Source organism: Aquirufa sp. A-Brett2-W8 (genome assembly GCF_054558755.1).
On record NZ_JBPXKS010000009.1, the window covers coordinates 119,555 to 143,659 of the forward strand.

Here is a 24,105-nt window from a genome sequence, read left to right on the forward strand (position 1 = left end):
ATGGGGAGCAATGTGCTCCCCATTTTTGTAACTAAAACTTCGGACACGCGAAGCTTTGGCGGTAGCGTTGGAAGGATTTTCTTTGGCCAAAATCCCAATTTAAGACATACGAAAAACTCAATTCGTGTGCGCCTCCAGAACCAATACCTAGTCCAGAAACCGTAAAATCATAGGAATAGCCGAAGGAATAGCGATTATTTTGAATTCCAATTAATCCTATCAGCGATTCTCTATTCGAAGTGGCTTCCGAGGAAATTTTATTTACGGGTAGTCCACGGTACCAAAAACCAAGAACTAAGGGATCTAGTTGCAGGTAGGTTCCGAGGTCTATTTGACTAAAGGCACCTTGATTTTTAATGTAAAGTGCTGGTTTGATGCTTTTTCCTTCAGAGATTGGAAGGCTTAATCCTGCCATCAGCGCATATTTAGGTGCAATTAAATCATCACTGGAACGAATGAGGGATTGATTAGGCCGATTCAAGTGATGAACCGAGGCGCCTATCCAGTAATTGGAATGGTTTAAAAGCAATCCGGCAGAAAGATCTACATAGCTGTTACGATTCAAAAATTGAGTGGCGAGTGGATCGAACGTACTTCCCAGCGTACCATTCACTAAAAAAGAACCTAATTGGTCGCCATAGGTTAAATAACTGTAATCCAGGCTGCGAAAAACGCCTGAACCTTGAATGCCCATGGAGAGCAATGTTTTTTCATTCAAATTAGCATGGTAGGCATACTGTAGACTTAAAGCCGTCGTTTGTAGGGCGGAAAATTGCTTATCAGACGAAAGAATGATTCCGATTCCACTATTAATTTTGCCTAAACTGATTTCAAGGCCGGTGGCAGAATATTGGTAATTGGCGGATTGGTTTGGCCATTGGTTGCGGTGGGTGAGGTAAACCTTATTCTGATCTTGAAGACCGGCGAATGCGGGGGAGTTGAGTAAGGGGTTGGCTAGGTTTTGGGATAATTGCGGATCCTGTGCTGAGAGCGAGAGTGCACTCAGTAATATAAATAAACAGGATAAAAGGCAAAAATGTATCCTCATAGCTAGGCAATTTACATTCATACGCCTCAATAACCAATTTATTGTCTTATTTTGTGGTTTCAAATGAAAGCTATGTTGCGCACGCTTATTTTTCTTTTTTGGTCCATTACTGCCTTAGCTCAAGTTCCTAAAACGATTGAGGTGCGTAATAATTGCATCAATTTATGTAATAACTGCAGCGATGCTCCAGCGGGTACGGTATTTGAGATTCGGGATAATTATCCAGCTTCGGCGACGTATGCATGGGATTTTGGTGAAGCAGGCGCAACTTCAACGGCAAGAACCGGGGTATATCAATATTGTAATCCGGGCGTTAAAAAAGTATCCTTACAAGTGACGGTTGCTGGTGTAACCACGGTTTATGGGCCTCAGGATGTGAAAATAGGTGCTTTGCCGGATTTTATTTTAGGCAAAGATAAAAACGATACCACCTTGATGATCTGTAAAGGGGATCCGGTGGTGTTGAATGCATTTGGCACTGTTTCTAAACCTGCTTTTCCTATAGGTCTTTCTTGGTTTCCTAAAGGCCAAACCTCTGATACTATTCGAGTTTCCGAGTCAGGTTGTTATTCGGTGATGGTGACTGATTTAGGATCAGGATGTTCAGTTGAAGCTAAAATAGAGGTGAAGATTTGTGGGGAACAACCGAAGGCGGGAGGAGTGGATGGCTGGAATTTTGGGACAAATGTTTCACTCAAATTCTCTGGAGGTTCATCAACACCTACAGCGGGTTCAGGGCCCATGCGCACTCCAGAAGGAGTCGCTAAAATGACGGATGAGAATAATGATTTAATTTTTTATACGAATGGTTCTCGGGTTTACGCAAAGGACAATTCCCTCGTCGGACAAGGTTTAAATGGCGATACCACCCAAATACAAGGGGTGGCCATCCTACCTAAAACGACCTGCAAAGGCTGCCAAGCAGAATACTATATTTTTACTTTTCTGCGAAATGCAGCGGGGGAGAATCAAATCTATTATAGCATTTACGATCGTAAATTAAATGGGGGCAAAGGAGGGATTTCGGTGAAGAATGCGTTCTTAAGTCCGGCGCCTTCAGCCGAACGATTTGGGATAGCTGTGGGTGCTGGGGATTATTATTGGTTGCAAACTCAGGATGCAAATTCGGATATTTTAAAGACATTTAAAGTGTCTAAAGCGGGTATTTCGGCACCGATAGCATCCAATGCTAAATCTCAGGCAACTGGGTTAACGGCATCCTCTCATTTTTCCCGAGATGGAAAGGTCTTAGCGATTGGTTATGGGGGTCCACCAGCTAAGGTGGATGTGTATGATTTTGATGTGGCAACAGGTAAGTCAACCTTCCGCTATCAAATTCCTATAGTGGATAGACTTTACGGTATCGAATTTTCGGCGGATGGTAAGATAATCTATGTAACCTTGCAGGGTACAGGAACATCACAGATTTGGCAATATTCGATTGCGTCAAAAGATTCCGTTCAAATGCTGAAATCGAAAAGTCTGTTGTGGACGGGGCCAGGCAAAATAGGGGCTTTGCAGGGGGATCCCTCGAGCGGTTCAATCATTTATGCCACTTTTCAAGGGAGTTCGAGTTTAGGGAAGATCGTGAATCCGGACATCTCTTTACAAGATTCGACGCGCACGATAAAGGCTACTTTTGTCAGAAGCGGATTGAATTTAGCGGCGGGAACTACCAGCGGTTTGGGTCTTCCGCTGTCCATTGTATTAACGCCAAAACCGTCGTCCACCCCGAGTATTCAGCAAAGTTGCGATGGGACGACCTATCGTTTTAAGGTGAGTCAGGATTTGTGCGATCCGATAAAGAATTCCCGTTTGGACTGGAAAATTTACCAAAGCACTTTAGATCCAACACGGAATGCCGATGGATTATTAGTGCCATTGAATCCTTCGGGAACCTTACTTTATTCGTACACAGGTACAGAAATGACCTATGATTTCACGAAAGCGGGGGATTATGTGGTGAGTGTAGCCATCAGTAATTCCTGCTTAACGAATTATTTATTAGACGCGTCGGCCTACCATGTGGAATTATTAGATCCTTTTGTTTTGCCTCCTACCTTTACTTTTATTTGTAAAGAGGAGGGAAGAATAGGGCCTAGTTCGGTTCCGCCGGTCGCCGTTTTTACCTATAACTGGAGTTCCGGGGAGTCCTCGCGATTTATCACCGTTCCTAAGCCGAGCGGTAAATATTCGTTGGAAATTAAAGAGGATGTCTCAGGCTGTTCCATTAAAAGGGAAACGCAGGTGAATTTTATTACCAATCCTTTGGCCGTCAAAAAATCAGATGGTATCATTTGCAATGATAAACCACAGCAAACACAAATGATCCCTCTCCAACTTTCTCCAGCGAATCTTCAGGTGGACTGGCAGGCGAATTCTGGCATTGTTTCTGGATGGAATTCGAAAGATCTCCTGATTAATCGAAGTGGACTTTATCAGTTTACCTTGCGAGATAGTGATGGTTGCGAATTAACGGATAGTGTTAAAATCGAGGATAAGTGTGAGGCTATTTTAATTACTCCTACGGTATTTACGCCAAATGGCGATGGATATAATGATGTTTTTGAGCCATCCTATAATTGGAATGAGCTGAGCGCGGCTTATCCGAAGTCGAGAACTCAGGTGATCTCCTTAGAGATTTACAATCGGTGGGGGGAGCAGATTTATAGCTCGAAGGGACCTAATTTTGCTTGGGATGGGAATTATAATGGGGACAAAGTACCTCAGGAGACCTACGCCTATATTATTCGTTACCAAGCTGTTGATTATCCTGAGAAAGGAATTCAAGAAAAACGTGGGGCCGTCGTCGTGGTGTACTAGTAAGCTCTTACGGTAACCCCTTTCATGAAGTTGACAAAGGCTTTGTTCACCACTTGATTTCCGCCTGGCGTAGGGAAGTTTCCAGTGAAATACCAATCCCCTAAATGATCTGGGCAAGCGATATTTAAATTCGCTACGGTTTGGTAAACGATGGAAAGTTCAGCCTTTAAATCTTTCGGACGAACAATCTCTGCAATTTTATTTGAAATTTCTTCGTCTGTGAAAGGCGCATAAATCGCCTTAACAAAATTCTCTTCCATTGCGGTGCCATTTTCAAGGGCCGCTAAGCAACGTAGATTAACTTCGTCTAAGATATTTTCTAAACCACGCTCATTTAATAAGGCTAATGCGGCGCGGAAAGCAACGAATTCCATCATCTTCGACATATCGATCCCGTAGCAATCTGGGTAGCGAATTTGGGGAGCTGAAGAAACGATGACGATTTTCTTAGGGGATAATTTATCTAATAATTTCAGGATACTTTTCTCTAAAGTCGTACCACGAACGATCGAATCATCGATGATAACGACGGAGTCGACCTCCTTGTTTATCACCTCGTAAGTCGTATCATACACGTGTGCGACCATATCATCGCGTTGATCATCTGAAGCGATGAACGTACGCACTTTCACGTCTTTAGAGACGAGTTTCTCCACTCGAGGACGGAAGGTTAATAATTCTTCTAGTTCTTCTTCAAAAAGAATACCATCCATGATGGCTTTCTTTCGTTCTTTGGCCAAATGATCCTCTAAACCATCGATCATCCCTAGGAAAGCAGTTTCTGCCGTGTTCGGAATATAAGAGAATACGGTATTTTTTAGATCGTGGTGTACTTCCGCTAAAATTTGAGGAATTAATAATTCACCTAATTTTTTACGTTCGTGGTAGATATCTGGATCAGATCCTCGAGAGAAATAGATCCGCTCAAACGAACAAGATTTTTGCTCTAAGCGGTCAATGAACGAAACTTCAGAAACGTTTCCGTCTATATCAATAATCAGGGCATGGCCCGGAGTAATTTCTTTAATTTGGTCGTAGGCACAATTGAACGACGTTTTAATCGCCTGCTTTTCTGAGGCCACTACAGCCACTTCATCATCTACATAATAGAAGGCTGGGCGAATTCCTGCTGGGTCACGTGCTACGAAGGAGGCTCCGAATCCTGTCATTCCTACCATCGCGTAACCACCGTCAAAATCTTTGCAAGAACGCTCTAAAACGCGTTTTAAATCAATTTTCTGAGCAATGATGTCCGATAATTCGGGATTCTCGTATTTATCTTTGTACTTGTCAAATTGGCGCTGATTCTCCTCATCTAAAAAGTGACCGATCTTTTCCATGACGGTAACAGTATCGACTTTTTCTTTCGGGTGCTGACCTAAGGAAACTAATTTGTCGAACAAATCATCCACATTCGTCATATTGAAATTACCCGCCATTACTAGGTTACGGCTTCTCCAATTGTTTTGACGTAACATCGGATGGCAGTTTTCGATCTCATTTTGACCGTGGGTTCCGTAGCGCAAGTGGCCTAATAAGACCTCCCCTGTGAAAGCTACATTCTCTTGCCACCAGTCCGCATCATGTACCGCATCGATACCTGTTTCGCGCTTAACTGATTTTGCGAGTTTCTGTGCTTTACTGAATTTCTTATTGATTTTTCCAAAAATATCTGCCACTGCTTGTGGCTCTACCGAACGGTATCTGGAAATGTAACGGTGCCCTGGTTTTACGCTGATTTTAATGTTTGCCACCCCGGCTCCATCTTGCCCCCTATTGACCTGTTTCTCCATCATCAGATAAAGTTTATTAAGTCCGTAGGATGGCGTATTATATGTGTCTAAGTAGTACTGAAAAGGCTTTCGTAAACGGATAAGGGCAATTCCGCATTCGTGCTTAATAGAATCAGACATGGAAACGTGGGGCTATTAATTAAATCAAGGTCAAAATTAGCCAAAATAAAGACCAATTAACTGATTTTTTTTATTTTTTTATCGCTTATTTCCAAAGGGTAGTTAATACCGTTGGGAATAAGATAGATAGTAGTAAAATGGCCGCCAAAAATCCATAAGAACAGATTTCTAAGGGGCGCATTTCTAACCAAAGGCTGGATTTCACAAGCGATTTTTTGAAATACAATTGGAAAGGAATCTTTAAATAATAGAACAGAGAAATGGCCGTCGTAAATATGGCCACAATCAATAAAATCAAAATTCCCACCGTCTGATTTAATTCATAGTTTGACCATAATAAACTGAAATAAGTCAGTTTCGCTAGAAAGGTACCAGCTGGTGGTAAGCCTACTAAAGCCACGAGACCAGTTAGCAAGAAAAAGGCAGGCAAAGGTTTCGAAGATCCTAGGCCTGCGAAAGCAGAAACGTCTTCCGCTCCTGATTCATCAATGAGATAGAATACCAATAAGCTGGCAATGCTATATAAGAAGCCATAAAATAAGATGGCATCCAGCGCTTGTGCGGGTTGAAAGAACCAGGCCATGGCTAAAAATCCGCCATGTGCGATGCTAGAATAGGCGAGGAGACGTTTTGTTTTGTTTTGGCCTAATGCTCCTAAATGGCCAACCAAAAGTGTCAATACGGCTAAAACAGCTAATTCATTTACAAATGAAACGGGTAATGTAGGAAGGAGGCGAATGCCCACGAAGGCAATAGCGATTTTAGGAGCCGTGGAAATCCAAGTCATCCAAGAGGCAGGTAAATTTTCCATCACATCCGGATTCCAAGGATGAAAAGGTGCCCATGACATTTTAAACAACAATCCCACGGCAAAAAGCCCTAAGGCAAAACCGCGTAAATAGGGGTCCGCCACCGAAATTCCACGTGAGAAATCAACGCTAGTGAAATCGAGAGATCCGGTTAAACCATACAGCAAGGAAATCCCATACAAGAAGAGGGCAGACGATCCTAGTCCAAACAAAACATAAGGCAAACTAGCACGCGCAGCCTCTTTTCGAAGACTCACGAGTACATAGGTTCCCATCGACATAAACTCGATGGATAAAAATAAGCTTAAGGCATGGGTGCTCATGCTGCTTAATAAGGCGCCTAATAAAATCGATAAAAAACCTATCAGTTCTTCGAAGGTGAAGGATTTTTTATGGATTTGATTCATCAAAATAAGCAAAAATCCAATACCTAAAATCAAGGTATTGATGGCATTCGACCCTATATTCGCTTCGAATAAACCCGCCGCAAATAGCCCACTTAATCCTAATTCGGATCGTTGAAAACTGAGGGAAAGGGCTAGAATTAGGGGGATTTGGCAGGTAAAATAGCGCCAAGAGGTGCTAAATTTTTCTGTCTTAGAGTGTAAAAATAGTTCAATGAAAAGGCTAATCAGAATCGTCCCAGCTACAATCAATTCCGGAATCACGAAATGGAGTCCGGCCGTTATGGACTGGATTCTTTCGGTGAGTGTGGAAATGCTGGCGAATGAAGACATGTGCTAAATTAGAGTTTTTGGCTTAAATAAAAGGCAGTCGGATTGTTTTTTAACCCTTTCATTTCTTCCGGCATACCGGTGAAACTAATATAACCACCGTTTTCGCCTCCTTCAGGACCTAAGTCGATGATGTGATCAGCACATTTAACGACTTCCATATTGTGCTCGATGATCACTACTGAGTCGCCTTGTTCGACAAGATCGTTCATGGCTTTCAATAGTTTTTTAATATCATGGAAGTGTAGACCCGTCGTAGGTTCGTCAAAAATAAACAAGGTCTTGCCTTTGTTCGGATTTCCTTTGCCTAAGAAACTAGCCAGTTTCACACGTTGCGCCTCTCCACCAGAAAGAGAGCTCGATGATTGCCCTAATTTGATGTAGCCTAGGCCCACCTGAAATAGCGGGTCGATTTTATCGGCGATGCGGGGTTGATTCTCTCGGAAAAACTCGACCGCTTCTTCGACTGTCAAATCCAAAATCTGAGAGATATTTTTATCTTGTAATTTAACATCTAGTATTTCTTGTTTGAACCGGGAGCCACCACAGGATTCACAGGGCAACTTGATATCCGCCATGAATTGCATTTCAATCGTGATTTCTCCTTCACCCTGACAAACTTCGCAACGACCACCTTCTACATTAAAGGAGAAGTGAGCTGGTTTATAGCCGCGGGCTTTCGCCACAGGCAGTTCCGAATAAAGTGCTCGGATTGCATCATATGCCTTAATATAGGTAACTGGATTCGAACGAGATGATTTTCCGATCGGTTGTTGGTCCACCATTTCGACACTCGCGATTAGGTTTGTACTTCCTTTAATTTCGCGGAATTTCCCTGTTTCCTCGGTGCCTTGTTGAAGCAGCCGAAGCATCGCCGGGTACAGGATTTTGCGAATTAAGGTTGATTTTCCTGATCCGCTGACACCCGTCACCACGGTCATAATTCCAAGTGGAATCGCGACATCCACATTCTTTAAATTATTCTCTTGTGCGCCCGTAATTTCGATTTGAGCTAAGGCTTTACGTCTGAAATAAGGCACTTCTATGCGATCTTGATTATTTAGGAAACGCAGGGTATGGCTGTCGGTGTTTTTATCTGCCAAAGCCTCTGTTAAATTTCCTTGGAACATTAAGTTTCCTCCGTGGCGTCCAGCTTCGGGTCCGATGTCAATGATTTGATCCGCTGCGCGCATCACCTCTTCTTCATGTTCTACCACGATCACCGTGTTTCCCATATTTTTTAACATCATCAATACGGAAATTAATCGTTCCGTATCACGTGGATGTAAACCGATACTGGGCTCATCTAAAATATACATGGAACCTACCAGGGCGCTGCCCAGCGAGGTCGCTAATTTAATCCGTTGAAATTCGCCACCAGACAGCGTGGAGCTCAAGCGATTCAGGGTTAAATACCCTAAACCGACGCGATCCATATATTCTAGCCGATTATTAATTTCGATTAAAATACGTTTCGAAACCTGCTGATCATGCGCATTGAGCTTCAAATTTTCGAAAAAAGCCTTGGTTTTAGACAAGGGCCAAAGCACTAAATCCACCAAGGAGGTGTCCGCAATTTTCACATAACTGGCATCCATTCGCAAGCGGGATCCTAAGCACTCTGGGCAATTCGTTTTACCCCGGTACCGGGATAAAAGAACGCGGTATTGGATTTTATAGGTCTCTTTTTCGAGGAAGTCAAAGAATTGTTGCAGACCAGCAAAGTATTTATTTCCCGTCCACAAAACCTTTTTCTCTGCGGCATTCAAATCTTTGTAGGGACGGTGAATAGGGAAATCAAATTGTACGCCATTGCGCAGCAAAGGACTTAACCATTCGCTCATTCGTTCACTTCGCCAAGGGGCAATCGCTCCTTCGTAGATGGATAATTCATGGTCTGGGAAAACCAAATCTGGATCTAAGCCTAAAACTTTACCGTAACCTTCACAATTTCGGCAGGCTCCGTAGGGATTATTGAAAGAGAATAGATTTAAACTGGGCTCCTCAAAAATGATCCCATCTAGTTCGAATTTATTCGAAAATACATTGCGCTTTTTTCCTTCGATTTCGATCCAGCAAACGCCCTCTCCTTCGAAATAAGCCGTTTGTACAGAATCCCCCACGCGAAATTGCGTTTCCTCATCGTCTTTTTTCGACACTAAACGGTCGATTAAAATGGCAATCTCGGAAGGTTTTTTGGCTAGTTTTTGAAGATGACTAGGATCCTCTACTAATTCTTCTAAGGCAATTATTTCCTCCTGGAATTTTAAACGGGAATAGCCTTTTTGAATGAGTAGTTGACACTCGTTTTCTAGGCTGCGATCCTCGTGGTGTACGAGTGGTGCTAGAATAAGGACTTTTTTACCTTCTTCTTTGGCGATAAAATCGACTATATGAGAAACCGAATCTTTGCGAACCTCCTGACCAGAAACGGGTGAAATGGTGCGGCCGATGCGGGCAAATAATAATTTTAAATAATCATAAATCTCTGTTGTGGTGCCTACTGTCGAACGCGGATTCTTAGTGTTAACCTTTTGTTCGATGGCAATGGCCGGAGAAACTCCCTTGATATAATCGACGGCCGGCTTTTCCATGCGACCCAAAAACTGGCGGGCGTAGCTATTTAGACTTTCTACGTACATTCTTTGGCCCTCTGCAAATAAGGTATCAAAGGCTAAGGATGATTTTCCAGAGCCGGATAGACCCGTAATAACCACGAGTTTATTGCGTGGAATCGCCACATCTACATTTTTTAGATTGTGTACGCGCGCACCTTTGATGATGATATGCGTTTTCGGATCACAATTTTCTATGTTATGCTTAGACTGAGGGGTATTCATTTTACAAAAATATCGTTTAATTTTGGTAATTAATTTAAGCCAAATGAAAAAACTAATTTTATTCTTATCGCTCCTCACTTTTGTAGGAGTTTCAGAGGTCTTCGCGCAAGAACCCGTGGTCATTAAAGAGGAGGGCGCTGAAGAGGATTCCGACGTGGAAGTAGACGTTCGAACGCTACCCTTTCGTCAACGATTGAATTTTGGGGGTGGAATCAGTGGTCTGAGTTTTGGGAATCCGACCAGTATCGGGGTTTCTCCCATGGTGGGCTATTCGCTCACGAATACCTCCATCTTGGGTGTGGGATTGACTTATCAGTATTATTCGGCGACTTATGCTTCCTTAGGAACGTATTCAAGTAATCTTTTTGGCCAAAAAATCTTCATTCGCCAACAAGTCCCTGCTTTAAACCAAGTCATTGGTCAGGCCTATTTAACGGGTCAAATAGAAAACTATACTAATCTTTCAGATAATACAGGGATAAATTATTCAAATCCCGTTTTAGTAGGGGTGGGTATAGGCTCTAGAATTGGTATCAATTTTTCGGTCATGTATGACCTAAACTATACCTCAGGGCGCTCACCGTATGGCTCAGCACTTGTTGTCCAAGTAGGTGGATTTTTCTTTTAAAATTTAAAACAATTTAGCCCCTTTATTAGTCTTGTATTTCAGTTAGAATTTCTTAATTTCGAATTCAATAAAAATTCATATGTCAACGAAAGTTTTAGAACCCTTATTGGTTGAGGATCCCAACCGTTTTGTGCTTTTTCCCATCAAGCACGATGATATTTGGCAATATTATAAAAAAGCTGAAGCATCCTTTTGGACGGCGGAAGAGATCGATTTATCGCAAGATTTAGCTGACTGGAAAAAGATGAATGATGGTGAACGTCATTTCGTTTCTCACGTCCTTGCTTTTTTTGCGGCTTCGGATGGCATTGTGAATGAAAATTTAGCAAATAACTTCCTGAAAGAGGTACAATATGCGGAGGCAAAATGTTTTTATGGTTTCCAAATCATGATGGAAAACATTCACTCTGAAACCTATTCTCTTTTGATCGATACCTATATCAACGATCCTAAGGAGAAAGACCATTTATTACGCGCCATCGAGACAATCGATTGCGTGAAGAAAAAAGCGGATTGGGCTTTGAAATGGATTGAGTCAGATAATTTCGTAGAGCGTTTGATTTCTTTCGCTGCGGTGGAAGGTATTTTCTTCTCTGGATCATTCTGTTCTATCTTCTGGTTAAAGAAACGTGGTTTAATGCCAGGTCTTTCGTTCTCGAACGAATTGATTTCCCGTGACGAAGGATTGCACTGTGATTTTGCTTGTCAATTATATACAGACCACATTAAGAATCAATTGCCACAAGAGCGTATCTACGAAATTATCCTAGATGCAGTTGAGATTGAAAAAGAATTCGTAACCGTAGCTTTACCTGTATCCTTGATCGGTATGAATGCGGATATGATGTGTCAATACATTGATTTCGTAGCGGATCGTTTATTAGTTTCTTTGGGATGTAAGAAACATTATAATGCAACGAATCCATTCGACTTTATGGAGATGATCTCACTTCAAGGTAAGACGAATTTCTTCGAGAAGCGAGTGGCTGAATACCAGAAATCAGGTGTGATGTCGGATAAAGAATCGATGTCCTTCTCATTAAGCGAAGACTTCTAGAAATTATAATTTTTAAAAAGGTCTCGATGAAAATCGGGGCTTTTTTTATGGCCAGCGCTCAAGGATCATGGGCAAAACAAGGCCGATGGTAATGCCTGATAGTATTTTAATATAAGATTTTTGCTTCCAATGGAATACATAAAACGAAATAAATGAAGCTAATAAAACGATAGCGACTACACAGATTTGGCCTAGTTCTAATCCTAGATTAAAGCCTAGTAATGGGGTAAAAAGGGAGCTTTCCAAGCCTAATAAACTTTGTAAATAATTCGAAAATCCCAGTCCGTGAATTAATCCAAAAAACGCAACCACTCCATATTTATAGCGTTTCTTCGCTTTAGTCAGATTATAGATGGCTGAAAGAAGAATCGTACAAGGGATTAAAAATTCTACCCAGGTTTTATTCACCTCAATGATGTGCAAAGTGGCCAAAGCTAGGGTGATTGAATGCCCTATGGTAAAGGCTGTGATCAGCCAAAGGACTTTTTTATAATCAGAATAAACGTAAACACAGGTCAGCGAAAGTAGGAATAACAAATGATCCAGAGCCGCCCAGTTCAAGATATGCTCCAGGCCTAATAAAAAGTACACAGAAAAATTGCTCACGTTTTGTTATTTATTGGTCAAAAATAGAGATATTCAAAGTAATAATTGTTACCTGTATATGAAATTTGACTACATTATCGTGGGTGCTGGTACGGCGGGCTGTGTTTTAGCACATCGATTGTCCGAAAATCCGTTGAATCAAGTGCTTTTAATTGAGGCCGGTGGAGATTTTAGGGATCCGCGCATCAGCATGCCGTCGGCTTATTCCTTGCTGAACCATACCTATCTGAACTGGAATTTTTATACGGAACCACAGCCGCATTTAGGTGGTCGTCGCCTTTACCAGCCACGAGGTAAAACCGTAGGAGGAAGTTCTGCCATTAATTGCATGGCCTATATTCGGGGTAATAAAGCGGATTATGATCAATGGGCAGCCTGGGGTTGCCAAGGTTGGTCTTATCAGGATGTATTACCCTATTTTAAGAAGTCGGAGGATAATGAAGATTTTCAAAACGAATACCACGGCTCCGGTGGTTTACACCGAGTGGCAAAAAATAGGCATTTGACTATTTTTGGTGATGCATTTATTCAAGGCTGTGGAACGGTGGGAATTCCTGCTAATCCAGATTTTAATGGAGCGAAGCAGGTGGGAGCCGGTTTATTTCAGTTTAATATTCAGGATGGAGAACGCGCCTCTGGCGCAAAGGCTTTCATTCAACCAGCGCTTTCCAGAAAGAACTTGCATATTCAAACCTCTTTTCAAGTGGCTTCATTAGTGCTGCAAGGAGAGAAAGTAACGGGTTTGAAAGGATTTAAATTGGGCTCGAAAAAGGCCATCGAATTCGAAGCTTCTGAGGTGATTTTATCCGCAGGGGCGTTTCAAAGCCCCCAAATTCTTCAGCTATCCGGCATCGGTGATGCAGCTGAATTGCGCGCGCACGGCATCGATTCGCGCCTTGACCTGCAAGGGGTGGGGAAGAATTTATCAGACCACGTATTTGTGAATATGAATGCGCAGGCTAGTACGAAGGGACAATCGTATAATGTGGCTTTGGGGGTGAAAAACTTTGTTGATTATACGTTCAAAAAACAGGGGCCTTTAACTTCGAGTCCTTTGGAGGCCGCTGCTTTCTATGATTCGGTGAATCAATCGGATGTTCCAGATTTGCAGTTTCATTTTTCGTCAGCCTGGGCTTATGATATGTATGACTACGGTAAGATGCCATTAAGCGATGGTTTTACCATTTTACCTACTTTATTGAAGCCCAAAAGCCGGGGCACCGTTAGCCTGCGATCAGCTGACTATAACGAAGCACCGGTGATTGATCCAAGGTACCTGTCAGAAAAGGAAGACCGCGAGACGCTGAAACGTGGGGTGCGCATCGCAAGGGATATCGTTTTATCTACAGCTTTTGATGGTTTGCGAAAAGGTTCAGAGTTACACTATCCGGAAGGACTTTGGAATGAAGAATTAATCCAAAATCACATCGAGCAAGCCACAGAATGCGTTTATCACCCGGTAGGAACGTGTAAGATGGGAACAGATGCGGAGGCAGTTTGTGATCCTTCGACGCTGCGTGTGAAAGGTCTACAAGGGTTAAGAGTGGCAGATGCCTCCCTTATGCCGGATGTAATTTCGGGTAATACGAATTCGGCGGTGGTGATGATTGCGGAGAAGGCAGCCGATTTAATTTTGAGTAAATAACCGGCGCGAAAGCGTTTTAACTAAAAAGAAACTATGAAAAATGTATTGATTTTACTTTGTGTTTTAGCTCCATTTTTTGGCTTTGCCCAAAACGAAGAATCCCTTAAAGAAGCCGAATTAAATCGCTTTAAGGTGATGGTAGCGAAAGATACGCCCGGTTTACAGGCCGTTTTGCACAAAGATTTAGTGTATTTCCACTCGAGTGGCGTGCAGGATTCGAAAGAGACCTACATCGCCTCGATTGCCTCTGGTAAATCAAGTTATGTAACGATCACACCGGAAGAAATGCAGCATCGCGTTTACGGAAAGACGGGAATTAATACCGGAATTGTGTCGATTTTACAGCAAGCAGCTGATGGAACACAAACGACTATTCGCCTACGGTTTACGGATGTTTTCGTTTACGCAGACAAGCGCTGGCAAATGGTATCTTGGCAGTCGACTAAATTAGTCCCTGCGCAAAAGCCTTAATTTTTTCGTAGATATACGCTAAATCCTCGTCTTCGATACAATAGGGGGCGAGGATGTAGATGGTATTTCCCAAAGGTCGCATCAAAATGCCTTGCTCTATAAAATAGGTGTAGGCCTTGTCTCTGATGGAGTGCATATACCCATTTGCTTCTCCTACCGCGATTTCCATCGCGATAATGGTGCCCTGAACCCGCACATTTTTCAAAATAGGATGTCCTGATAGCGCCTGAGCAAAAGCTCGATGGCGCGCTTCAATTCGCGCAATCGACGTCCAAGTTCCGTCCTTTTCCATCAAATCTAGACTTGCATTCGCCGCCGCACAGGCTAAGGGGTTTGCTGTAAATGAATGGGAGTGGAAGAGTGTTTTCCTACGATCATCGGAAAGGAAAGACCTAAAAAGTTCATCGCTGCACAAGGTCAAACCCATCGCCATCATTCCCCCTGTCAGGCCTTTAGAGAAACAAGCGATATCTGGTTTTTCTTCCAAATAATCCATGGCGAACCATTTTCCGGTCCGCCCAAAACCCGTCATAATCTCATCCGCAATACACAGAATGCCTTTTTTATGCGCTTCTTGAATCAAAGCATCTAAGGTAGATGCCTCGTACATTTTCATTCCACCTGCGCCTTGAATGAGGGGCTCGAAGATGAAGGCGGCGTACTCGTCAGCGTTTATCGATGACATCGCCGCGAGGCACGCGTCCTTATCCAAAGGACTCGGCAAGAATTCCACCTCGAAAAGCATATCCTGAAAAGGGTCATTGAAAGAGCTAGGTGCTCCTAAACTCATTGCCCCAAAAGTATCCCCATGGTAAGCATCCGCAAAGGCTAAAATTTTTCGGCGTTTGGTATTTCCCTGATTGTGGAAGAATTGCAAGGCCATTTTAATGGCCACTTCCACGGCCGTAGATCCATTATCGGAGAAGAAAACCCGCTCGAAATTAGCCGGTAAATGCGCTAATAAACGTTCGGAAAGTCGAATTGCGGGTTCGTGGGTAAAGCCTGCGAAGATGATTTGGTCGAGCTGGAGGGCTTGTTCGTACACTTTTTGGGCTAAATAGGGATGCCCATGTCCATGCGTATTCACCCACCAGGACGAAATCGCATCGATGTATTTTTTGCTATCCGTATCAAATAAATGAGCGCCTTTCCCGCTAACAATCGGAATTGAAATGGGTTCAATCTGATGTTGCGTGAAGGGGTGCCAAATGACCGCCGCATCCCGGGATGACAAGTTTGAATTAGACATGGATTTTATCAGCATACGAAGCGATAACCGCTTCATTGAGTTCTTCTTCTATATTAACGCGTAAAATAAGCGGCAAACCCGTATGATTCAAAATGAATTTTTCTCCCGACGGATTTTCAGGGCCATTGAATACGATTCCAGCCATCGGAATCCCGTGTTGCTTTAACAACTCATAACTCAACAGCGTATGATTTAGGCTGCCTAAATAGTTTTTGCTAACTAAAATGACCGGCAGATTAAGGTGTTTGATAAGGTCTAAATTCGTCTGTGAATCATTTAGCGGAACCATAATTCCGCCCGCTAATTCGATGATTAACGTCTGATCGGTGGGTTTTTTAAATGCAGCAAGGTCTATCGTAATTCCATCAATCTCGGCCGCACTGTGTGGCGACATCGGTTGCGTTAAGGCATAAGTCGATGGATGGACGGTAGCAGATGTCACCCATCGGCGAATCCAATACGCATCCCCTTGATCTAAATCCCCCGCTTGGACCGGCTTCCAATAATCTGCCTTCAATCCAGCTGTTAAAATCGCTGAGACGACAGTTTTCCCAATTTCAGTACCTATGCCGGCGACGATAAATTGTTTCATTCGAGTGCTTTAATGAGTGCTAGTAGTTGTTCTTTCGTGTGTAATGTGCTTAAAGTAATGCGAATTCTTTCTTTTCCTTTGGCCACCGTAGGGTAAACAATCGGTTTAATGGCAAATTCGCTGGCAGCGGCGGCCTTCGCACGCACGGCCTCGTTTCCGGTGACGAAGAATGTTTGAATGGCGGAGTCGCTATCTCCCCAGGCGTCAGAATGCACGTTTGCTCGGAAGAATTTGATGTTATTTTGCAGTTTTTCTCTGGCTTCGTTTTGGGACGGCAAATAGTGCAAGGTGCTTAATAAAGCGGATACATGTGCCGGAGTAGGTGCCGTTGAATAGATAAACGGTCGGGCAAAGTTCACGAGGTATTCTTTGAGGGCCAAAGACCCCAAGACCACCGCTCCCGCATTTCCCCAACCTTTTCCGAAGGTAATTACCCGAGCAAAAACCTCCTCGCACAAACCTAATTCGTGTACAATTCCTTGGCCTTGCGTGCCATAAATTCCTCCAGCATGCGCCTCATCGACGATGAGTTCAGCCTGGTATGTATTTTTCAAATCCACTAATTCCTGCAAAGGTGCTAAATCTCCATCCATGGAATAGACCGATTCCACGACGATCCACTTGCGTGTTTCTGCGGGGTATTGATCCAGTAAATGAACCAAGTCGTCAAGGTTATTATGTTTAAATATGCGTCTTTCGGCTTTAGAAAGTCGTAATCCATCAATCAAACTCGCGTGTAAAAGCTTATCGCAGAAAATTACGTCGCCTTCTTGCGGCACAGAAGAGATCAAACCGATATTTGCATCATATCCTGAGCTGAAAAGCAAAGCGGCGTCAGCACCGTGAAAGGTGGCGCATTCTTTTTCGAACTTTTCGATAAGTTCTGAATGTCCCGAAATCAAGCGGGAACCAGTGGATCCATTTTTTCGAAAAGCAGCGGGCAAGGCTTCGAAATCGCTGGCGATTTTTGCAGCTAATGCGGTATCTGAAGCTAAACCTAAATAATCATTGGAGCAGAAATCCACGCGTCCCTCGAGCAAAGCCAATTGCCTGAATAGTCCCTCTTTACGTCGGGTTTCTAGTAATTCAATAAGCTGTTGCTGAATATTTTCCATAGATTTCTCTACTGCAAAACTACGAAATAATCGCTGTGGACGATTATTTTATCATTTAATTGATATTTAATGCCAAAATTTGGCAAAAACACTTGACAATTACTCACTATTTTGTAGTATTGCAAGTCGATTCTGACAATTCAACGAATCAACATCCCCGGAAACATTCCATTTTCAAATTCAATCCGACAACCCACGTCTGTTGTCATCCTTAATTAATCATTTCCCTTTTATGGAAGATAAGCCTATCAAGAGAGTAAAAAAAGTGCAAGAAGAATCATCATCAAACGAACGCCCTAAGCGTCAGCGAATTCAAAAAAGTAACGAAGAAGCTCCTTTGTTGCCGATGGAATCAGCTGCTCCTGCAGAAGCTCAAGCAGAGTTTTCAGCTGAAGCACCGATTGAATATAATGAGGTGGCTGCTCCAGAAGAGTTCATCGTAGATACGTCTTTCATCACAAGTACAGAAAACACAAGAGACGAGGTATCTCCAACGGATGCCCCTGTCGATTTAGATAAATTACCTAAAGAGGATGCGCCAACTCCGGTACATCACCATAAGCCTCGTTCGAATTATAACCAAGTCATTAAAGAATTAGATGGCCTGATTGAGAATGAAGGAGTTTTGGAGATTATGCAAGAAGGCGGATATGGCTTTATGCGTTCATCAGATTATAATTACTTAGCGTCTCCAGATGATATTTATGTATCGCCATCACAAATCAAAATGTTTGGTTTGAAGACAGGAGACACCATTTTAGGCAAGATTCGTCCACCTAAAGAAGGAGAAAAGTATTTTGCCTTATTGAAGATTGAGTCCGTAAATGGTAAAACGACGGATGAGATTCGTGACCGGATTAACTTTGAATATTTAACGCCTTTATTTCCAGAGGAGAAGCTAAATTTATCTTCTACGGCGGATAATTATTCGACGCGTATTTTAGATTTGTTTGCGCCTATCGGTAAGGGCCAAAGGGGTATGATCGTCGCCCAGCCTAAAACGGGTAAGACGGTTTTATTAAAAGACATCGCGAATGCGATTTCCCGCAATCACCCGGAGGTATATTTGATCATTTTATTGATCGATGAGCGTCCTGAGGAGGTAACGGATATGCAGCGTTCGGTTCGTGCGGAAGTGATTTCATCTACTTTCGATGAGCAAGCGGAGCGTCACGTGAAAGTGGCTAACCTTGTTTTAGAGAAGGCCAAAAGAATGGTGGAATGTGGCCACGATGTGGTAATCCTATTAGATTCTATTACACGTCTTGCACGTGCTTACAATACAGTCGTTCCATCATCAGGTAAGATTTTATCCGGTGGTGTGGATGCAAATGCACTTCACAAGCCTAAGCGTTTCTTCGGAGCGGCTCGTAACGTCGAAAATGGCGGATCTTTAACCATCATCGCGACAGCCTTGATCGAAACGGGATCGAAAATGGACGAAGTAATCTTTGAGGAATTCAAAGGAACGGGTAACATGGAATTACAATTAGATCGCAAGTTAGCGAACCGAAGAATTTATCCATCGATTGATGTGACAGCTTCCGGAACGCGTCGCGAAGATCTATTGATGGATCCAGCCGTATTACAACGTGTTTGGATCTTGCGCAAGCACATGTCCGACATGAACTCGGTAGAGGCGATGGAATTCTTGCAACAGCAGATGAAAGGGACTAGGAACAACGAAGAGTTCTTAGTGTCCATGAATCGCTAAAAGGAACAGATAAAAGGGAATCGCTTAATAGCCCAAAAATACTTTATCGATAATGCTGCAAGCTTGATCCATCTCCGCACCGGTGATGGTGAGGGGAGGGGCTAGGCGGATTTTATTTCCGTGGGTCGGCTTCGCGAGTAATCCCTTTTTCATTAGGTCTAAACAGATTTCCCAGGCCACCGGGCTATCTTCCGGCGTATCGATTTCGATCGCACAAAGCAGCCCTTTTCCTCTAACGGATTTAATTAAGGCCGTTTTATCACGTAAGCTTTCTAAGAAGGTCAATAATTGCTGGCCACGAAGTACGGCATTTTCGACTAAATCTTCGTCTTCGATAATATCGATGGCCACATTCGTAACGGCACAAGCTAACGGATTTCCCCCATACGTAGAACCGTGCTCCCCTGGTTTAATGGTCAGCATTATCTCGTCATTACAAAGCACCGCGGAAACGGGCATAAATCCCCCCGAAAGTGCTTTCCCTAACAATAATATATCAGGTTGAACCAGTTCGTGGTGGCAAGCTAACCAAGCGCCTGTACGTCCTAAACCTGTTTGGATCTCATCGGCGATGAAAAGTACGCGGTGTTTTTTACACAATGCCGCAGCCTTTTTTAAATAGCCCGGCGATGGAATGACCACCCCAGCTTCTCCTTGAATGGGCTCGACCATAAAGGCCGCCACGTTCGGATTCTGTAATTTTTCTTCTAATGCTTTTAGATTATTGTAAGGGATTTGGCTGAATCCGGGTACAAATGGCCCGAAATTATGGTAGGATGATGGGTCACTCGAAGACGAAACGGCTGCGATGGTTCTTCCCCAAAAATTTCCTTCCGCAAAAATGATTTCGGCTTGATTCGCCGGAACCCCTTTCACCTCATAGGCCCATTTACGAGCTAATTTGATCGCAGATTCTCCCGCTTCCACACCCGTATTCATTAAAAGAACCTTCTCATAGCCAAATTTCTCTGCTAATTTTTTCTCCGTCGAACCCAATAGATTCGTGTGAAAAGCGCGGGAACTGAGTGTTAAAAGTGCGGCTTGATCGGAAATGGCTTTAACTAAACGCGGATGACAATGCCCTTGATTCACCGCACTGTAGGCCGATAAAAAATCGAGGTACTTTTTTCTGCTTACATCATACACATGCACACCCTCCCCACGTTCTAAAACGACAGGTAATGGATGGTAATTATGTGCACCAAAATCAGATTCTAAGGCAATGTATTCGGCTGAGGTCATAGTAATTCGTAAATCCCTGCTACCCCTTGACCTCCACCTACACAGGCTGTTACCATGCCGTATTTTTGGTTGCACAAACGCATTTCGTTGAATAATTGGATGGATAATTTTGCGCCTGAACATCCTAGCGGGTGTCCTAATGCAATAGCTCCACCGTTTACGTTCACGATGTTAGGATCAATATCGAGAGTCTTCATGACTGCCAAAGACTGCGCCGCAAAAGCCTCGTTCAATTCAATTTGTTGTATATCCTTCAGCGTTAATCCGGCTTTTTTCAAAGCAATCGGAATCGCCTCTACTGGACCAATTCCCATCAAACTCGGTTCAACCCCCGCCGTAGCGTAGGAAACCATGCGTGCGATTGGTTCTAAATGTAATTCTTTGACTAATTTCTCAGAGACCACTAGCACAAAAGCGGCTCCGTCGGAAGTTTGGGACGCATTACCTGCGGTAACGGTTCCGCCCACCGCAAATACGGGGCGTAATTTTCCTAAAGCTTCGATGGTAGAGTCTGCACGCGGACCTTCGTCTTGTGACACGGTCCAGCTGCGGGTTTCTTTCTTACCTGATTTGGCATCAAAATAATTCTCTGTTACTTCCACAGGAACGATTTGCGAGGTGAATTTACCCGCTTTTTGAGCAGCTAAAGCCTTCTGGTGTGAGGCGAAAGAGAACGCATCTTGCTCCTCGCGCGTCACGTTGTATTTCTTGCTCACTTCCTCTGCGGTCAGACCCATTCCGATATAGTAATCCGGATGTTCGTTAGCGATTCCGTAATTCAAGACTGTTTTGTGGCCCATCATCGGTAGCATAGACATCGATTCTGTACCCCCTGCAATGACACAATCGGCCATGCCTGAGGCAACTTTCGCGGAGGCCAAAGCAATCGCTTCTAAACCAGAGCCGCAATAGCGGTTGATGATGAAGCCTGGAACACTTTTTGGCAGGGATAATAGTGAGATATAACGCGCCATTTGCATGCCTTGTTCTGCCTCTGGAATCGCATTTCCTACGATCAAATCTTCCACGCGTGCCGGGTCTAAACTAGGCACCTGCTTCATCAAATGTTTAATGACTTCCGCCGCTAAATCATCTGGACGCATGGTTCTAAATCCTCCTTTATTAGCTTTCGCAACTGCTGTGCGGTAACCTGCTATGATATATGCATTCATCTTCGTAAAATTTAATTTCTGAGTGGTTTACCGCCACCTAATAAACTTTGGATTCGGTCCATGGTCTTTTTCTCGCCACATAAAGAAAGGAAGGCCTCTCTTTCTAGGTCGAGTAAATAGGTTTCGCTCACGACTTGCGGAGCGTCTAAATCGCCACCGCAGATCGCGTAAGCTAATTTATTTGCAATTAATGCGTCATGCTCGGAAATATAGCGTCCCATCAGCATGCCTTGAATGCCTGCTTTGAATAGGGCCAAACCTTGTTTTCCCTCCACCCAGACATCGTTGCGTCTCGCTTTTTGGACATATCCTGCGTCTGCTAAGGCCAAAGCCTCTCTTTTCGCCTCCGATATCACCTGGTTGCGATTCAGCACGATGCGATCTTGAGGACGTAAATAATTCATCTCTCTCGCCTCGTGCGCTGAGGTACTCACGCGCGCCGTCGCGATATTCATAAAGGCCTCTTGCAAACGGTTCAACTCCACATCGCCTGAGCGACGAGCATCTCCCATGCGAAGCGCCATCTCTTTCGTTCCACCACCTGCCGGAATTAAACCCACACCCACTTCGACTAAACCCATGTATAGTTCTGCATGAGCGACAATCTTGTCCGCGTGCAAGTTGATCTCGCAACCGCCACCAAGCGCTAAAGTATGCGGTGCTACCACTACCGGTATACCGGAATAACGCACGCGCATCATCGTTTCTTGGAAAGTCGCGATCATCGTGTTGATATCGTCGAATTTCTGCTCCATCGCAAACATAAACAGCATACCTAAATTCGCTCCAGCGGAGAAGGCTTCGTTCGACTCGTTTCCGATCACTAAACCTTGGAAATCTTTTTCCGCCGTTGCGATAGCCTTTTGAATGCCTTCCAGCACCCCTTGGCCCATTGTATTCATCTTTGAATGGAATTCTAAGCCCAAAATGCCATCGCCTAAATCCAAAATATGCATGTCGTCATTCGACGAAACGGTTTTCGTAGGCTTTAAGATTTGTAAATTAATTTGCTTCTCAGCTCCTGCAATCGCTTGGTATTTCTTCGTCGCGATGTCGTAGAACAGGCGTTTCCCGCCTTCGACTTTGTAGAAAGTGGTATTTCCTGCTGCAATCATCTCCGTCACCCAAGCAGCTGGAGCTAATCCTTCAGCTTTCATTAATTCGATGCCATTCACAACACCGATAGCGTCCCAGGTTTCAAAAACTCCCATCTCCCAGCCAAAACCAGCACAAATCGCTTGGTCAATTTTGACTAAATCATCTGCAATTTCAGGAATACGGTTCGACGCATAACGGAAACCATCGAGGATGGTTTTGCGGTAGAACTCGCCAGCTACATCTTTTCCCGCTAATAAAAGCGCGAAACGATCTGCCAAATTATCAATCGCTTTAGAGCGATCCAATGTTTCAAAGTTTACGCGTTCTGCCGCGCGGTACTCGAATGTATTCAGATCCAGGCTCAGGATGACCGTTTTGCCTTTTTCGTCTTTAGTCTTCTTATAAAATCCCTGACCCGTTTTATCGCCCAGCCATTTGTTTTCCATCAAACGCTGTAACATCACCGGCAGGTTGAAAATCTCTTTGCTTTCGTCGTTTACGAGCGCGCCCTTTAAATTATTCGCCACGTGAACCGTGGTATCTAAACCGACCACATCCGAAAGACGGAACGTGCCTGATTTAGGACGACCTACGACTTTAGAAGTCAGTTTGTCTACTTGCTCGACCGTTAAGCCTAATTCCTCCACGACTTTCATCGTCTGCATCATCGAATAAACGCCGATGCGGTTGGCGATGAAGGCTGGCGTGTCTTTGCACAGAACCGCCGTTTTACCTAATTGGGTTTCACCGTAGCTTAACAGGTATTCGATGATCGCTGTATCTGTTTTAGGTCCAGGAATCACCTCAAATAAACGTAGGTAACGGGGAGGGTTGAAGAAGTGCGTTCCACAGAAATGCTGTTGGAAATCTGCACTTCTGCCTTCAGACATCAAATGAATTGGGATACCCGAAGTATTCGAGGTAACTAAGGTGCCCGGTGTGCGGTACTTCTCTACTTTTTCGTAGAGCGATTGCTTGATGGCTAGGTTTTCTACGACTACCTCCATGATCCAGTCTGCTGAACTGATTTCCGACAGGTTGTCATCGAAGTTACCTAGCTTGATGTTATTCGCAAAGCCCGACGCGTAGAGCGATGCGGGCTTTGCTTTTATAGTTTGTTGAAATGCGGCGTTAACGATTCGGTTACGTACCGAAGGGTGTTCTAAACGAAGACCTTTGGCCTCTTCCTCTGGGCTCAAAGTCTGTGGTGCAATGTCCAATAACAGGACCTGAACCCCAATGTTTGCGAAATGACAGGCTATTCTGGAGCCCATAATTCCTGAGCCTAAAATGGCTACTTTTTTAATGGCACGATTCATATCTACGTTTTTAAATCTCGATATGTAAAT

At 43.7% G+C, this 24,105-nt stretch carries 17 protein-coding genes; 6 read left to right on the top strand and 11 right to left on the bottom strand.

What is annotated here, in order from left to right:
* Positions 1-31: 31 nt before the first annotated feature.
* Positions 32-1,048 carry a PorP/SprF family type IX secretion system membrane protein gene (locus tag ACST13_RS10200; protein ID WP_459523095.1) on the bottom strand — a complete coding sequence of 339 codons (1,017 nt, stop codon included), beginning with the start codon at positions 1,046-1,048 and terminating at the stop codon, positions 32-34.
* 72 nt (positions 1,049-1,120) lie between these two features.
* Here ACST13_RS10200 and ACST13_RS10205 point away from each other — a divergent pair, with 72 nt between their 5' ends.
* Positions 1,121-3,871 carry a T9SS type B sorting domain-containing protein gene (locus tag ACST13_RS10205; protein ID WP_459523096.1) on the top strand — a complete coding sequence of 917 codons (2,751 nt, stop codon included), beginning with the start codon at positions 1,121-1,123 and terminating at the stop codon, positions 3,869-3,871.
* Here the strand turns inward: ACST13_RS10205 and ACST13_RS10210 are convergent.
* From ACST13_RS10210 to uvrA, 3 genes are all read right to left on the bottom strand, one after another.
* A complete protein-coding gene (locus ACST13_RS10210; protein ID WP_459523097.1) occupies positions 3,868-5,784 on the bottom strand; it encodes an amidophosphoribosyltransferase in 1,917 nt (638 codons plus the stop codon). The two genes, ACST13_RS10205 and ACST13_RS10210, sit on opposite strands and share 4 nt — an antisense overlap.
* An 85-nt stretch (positions 5,785-5,869) precedes the next feature.
* Positions 5,870-7,330 carry an NADH-quinone oxidoreductase subunit N gene (locus tag ACST13_RS10215; protein ID WP_459523098.1) on the bottom strand — a complete coding sequence of 487 codons (1,461 nt, stop codon included), beginning with the start codon at positions 7,328-7,330 and terminating at the stop codon, positions 5,870-5,872.
* Positions 7,331-7,338: 8 nt separating this feature from the next.
* Positions 7,339-10,167: an excinuclease ABC subunit UvrA gene (gene uvrA, locus ACST13_RS10220; protein WP_459523099.1), complete on the bottom strand. Its 2,829-nt coding sequence runs from the start codon at positions 10,165-10,167 to the stop codon at positions 7,339-7,341.
* A gap of 43 nt (positions 10,168-10,210) precedes the next feature.
* Between uvrA and ACST13_RS10225 the strand changes: the two genes are divergently transcribed.
* Both ACST13_RS10225 and ACST13_RS10230 read left to right on the top strand, forming a co-directional pair.
* The gene (locus ACST13_RS10225) at positions 10,211-10,795 is read left to right on the top strand and encodes a hypothetical protein (RefSeq protein WP_459523100.1); all 585 of its coding nucleotides are present in this window, start codon (positions 10,211-10,213) and stop codon (positions 10,793-10,795) included.
* Between the two features lie 79 nt (positions 10,796-10,874).
* Complete coding sequence (locus tag ACST13_RS10230) at positions 10,875-11,852, top strand: ribonucleoside-diphosphate reductase small subunit (RefSeq protein ID WP_459523101.1); 978 nt, start codon at positions 10,875-10,877, stop codon at positions 11,850-11,852.
* A 45-nt stretch (positions 11,853-11,897) separates the two neighbouring features.
* On the opposite strand, the gene ACST13_RS10235 is transcribed toward ACST13_RS10230, so the two are convergent.
* On the bottom strand, positions 11,898-12,458 hold the full coding sequence (locus tag ACST13_RS10235; RefSeq protein ID WP_459523102.1) for a HupE/UreJ family protein: 561 nt from the start codon (positions 12,456-12,458) through the stop codon (positions 11,898-11,900).
* Between the two features lie 58 nt (positions 12,459-12,516).
* On the opposite strand from ACST13_RS10235, the gene ACST13_RS10240 reads away from it, so the two are divergent.
* A complete protein-coding gene (locus ACST13_RS10240) occupies positions 12,517-14,103 on the top strand; it encodes a GMC family oxidoreductase (RefSeq protein ID WP_459523103.1) in 1,587 nt (528 codons plus the stop codon).
* A 33-nt stretch (positions 14,104-14,136) separates the two neighbouring features.
* Positions 14,137-14,574 carry a nuclear transport factor 2 family protein gene (locus ACST13_RS10245; RefSeq protein WP_459523104.1) on the top strand — a complete coding sequence of 146 codons (438 nt, stop codon included), beginning with the start codon at positions 14,137-14,139 and terminating at the stop codon, positions 14,572-14,574.
* Here the strand turns inward: ACST13_RS10245 and bioA are convergent.
* The 3 genes from bioA to ACST13_RS10260 are packed head-to-tail and all read right to left on the bottom strand — an operon-like array spanning position 14,546 to position 17,530.
* Positions 14,546-15,823 (bottom strand): adenosylmethionine--8-amino-7-oxononanoate transaminase, encoded by a 1,278-nt coding sequence (bioA, locus tag ACST13_RS10250; RefSeq protein ID WP_459523105.1) that lies wholly within the window; start codon positions 15,821-15,823, stop codon positions 14,546-14,548. The genes ACST13_RS10245 and bioA overlap by 29 nt on opposite strands.
* A complete protein-coding gene (gene bioD, locus ACST13_RS10255) occupies positions 15,816-16,415 on the bottom strand; it encodes a dethiobiotin synthase (RefSeq protein WP_459523106.1) in 600 nt (199 codons plus the stop codon). The genes bioA and bioD overlap by 8 nt, the downstream gene beginning before the upstream one ends.
* Positions 16,412-17,530 (bottom strand): aminotransferase class I/II-fold pyridoxal phosphate-dependent enzyme, encoded by a 1,119-nt coding sequence (locus tag ACST13_RS10260; RefSeq protein WP_459523107.1) that lies wholly within the window; start codon positions 17,528-17,530, stop codon positions 16,412-16,414. The genes bioD and ACST13_RS10260 overlap by 4 nt, the downstream gene beginning before the upstream one ends.
* A 232-nt stretch (positions 17,531-17,762) precedes the next feature.
* On the opposite strand from ACST13_RS10260, the gene rho reads away from it, so the two are divergent.
* On the top strand, positions 17,763-19,244 hold the full coding sequence (rho, locus tag ACST13_RS10265) for a transcription termination factor Rho (protein WP_459523108.1): 1,482 nt from the start codon (positions 17,763-17,765) through the stop codon (positions 19,242-19,244).
* Between the two features lie 24 nt (positions 19,245-19,268).
* On the opposite strand, the gene rocD is transcribed toward rho, so the two are convergent.
* From rocD to ACST13_RS10280, 3 genes are read right to left on the bottom strand one after another with little or no spacing between them, the layout of a single operon-like run.
* A complete protein-coding gene (gene rocD, locus ACST13_RS10270) occupies positions 19,269-20,486 on the bottom strand; it encodes an ornithine--oxo-acid transaminase (RefSeq protein ID WP_459523109.1) in 1,218 nt (405 codons plus the stop codon).
* The gene (locus ACST13_RS10275) at positions 20,483-21,658 is read right to left on the bottom strand and encodes an acetyl-CoA C-acyltransferase (protein WP_459523110.1); all 1,176 of its coding nucleotides are present in this window, start codon (positions 21,656-21,658) and stop codon (positions 20,483-20,485) included. The genes rocD and ACST13_RS10275 overlap by 4 nt, the downstream gene beginning before the upstream one ends.
* 11 nt (positions 21,659-21,669) lie before the next feature.
* Complete coding sequence (locus ACST13_RS10280; protein ID WP_459523111.1) at positions 21,670-24,075, bottom strand: 3-hydroxyacyl-CoA dehydrogenase/enoyl-CoA hydratase family protein; 2,406 nt, start codon at positions 24,073-24,075, stop codon at positions 21,670-21,672.
* Positions 24,076-24,105 lie beyond the last annotated feature (30 nt).

What these genes read in the sequence shown, in the direction of transcription:
- ACST13_RS10280 (WP_459523111.1), bottom strand. Translation starts at nt 24,075, where the DNA reads ATGAATCGTGCCATTAAAAAAGTAGCCATTTTAGGCTCAGGAATTATG.
- rho (WP_459523108.1), top strand. Translation starts at nt 17,763, where the DNA reads ATGGAAGATAAGCCTATCAAGAGAGTAAAAAAAGTGCAAGAAGAATCA.
- ACST13_RS10245 (WP_459523104.1), top strand. Translation starts at nt 14,137, where the DNA reads ATGAAAAATGTATTGATTTTACTTTGTGTTTTAGCTCCATTTTTTGGC.
- ACST13_RS10200 (WP_459523095.1), bottom strand. Translation starts at nt 1,048, where the DNA reads ATGAGGATACATTTTTGCCTTTTATCCTGTTTATTTATATTACTGAGT.
- ACST13_RS10260 (WP_459523107.1), bottom strand. Translation starts at nt 17,530, where the DNA reads ATGGAAAATATTCAGCAACAGCTTATTGAATTACTAGAAACCCGACGT.
- rocD (WP_459523109.1), bottom strand. Translation starts at nt 20,486, where the DNA reads ATGACCTCAGCCGAATACATTGCCTTAGAATCTGATTTTGGTGCACAT.
- bioD (WP_459523106.1), bottom strand. Translation starts at nt 16,415, where the DNA reads ATGAAACAATTTATCGTCGCCGGCATAGGTACTGAAATTGGGAAAACT.
- ACST13_RS10205 (WP_459523096.1), top strand. Translation starts at nt 1,121, where the DNA reads ATGTTGCGCACGCTTATTTTTCTTTTTTGGTCCATTACTGCCTTAGCT.
- bioA (WP_459523105.1), bottom strand. Translation starts at nt 15,823, where the DNA reads ATGTCTAATTCAAACTTGTCATCCCGGGATGCGGCGGTCATTTGGCAC.
- ACST13_RS10225 (WP_459523100.1), top strand. Translation starts at nt 10,211, where the DNA reads ATGAAAAAACTAATTTTATTCTTATCGCTCCTCACTTTTGTAGGAGTT.
- ACST13_RS10275 (WP_459523110.1), bottom strand. Translation starts at nt 21,658, where the DNA reads ATGAATGCATATATCATAGCAGGTTACCGCACAGCAGTTGCGAAAGCT.
- ACST13_RS10215 (WP_459523098.1), bottom strand. Translation starts at nt 7,330, where the DNA reads ATGTCTTCATTCGCCAGCATTTCCACACTCACCGAAAGAATCCAGTCC.
- ACST13_RS10240 (WP_459523103.1), top strand. Translation starts at nt 12,517, where the DNA reads ATGAAATTTGACTACATTATCGTGGGTGCTGGTACGGCGGGCTGTGTT.
- ACST13_RS10230 (WP_459523101.1), top strand. Translation starts at nt 10,875, where the DNA reads ATGTCAACGAAAGTTTTAGAACCCTTATTGGTTGAGGATCCCAACCGT.
- uvrA (WP_459523099.1), bottom strand. Translation starts at nt 10,167, where the DNA reads ATGAATACCCCTCAGTCTAAGCATAACATAGAAAATTGTGATCCGAAA.
- ACST13_RS10210 (WP_459523097.1), bottom strand. Translation starts at nt 5,784, where the DNA reads ATGTCTGATTCTATTAAGCACGAATGCGGAATTGCCCTTATCCGTTTA.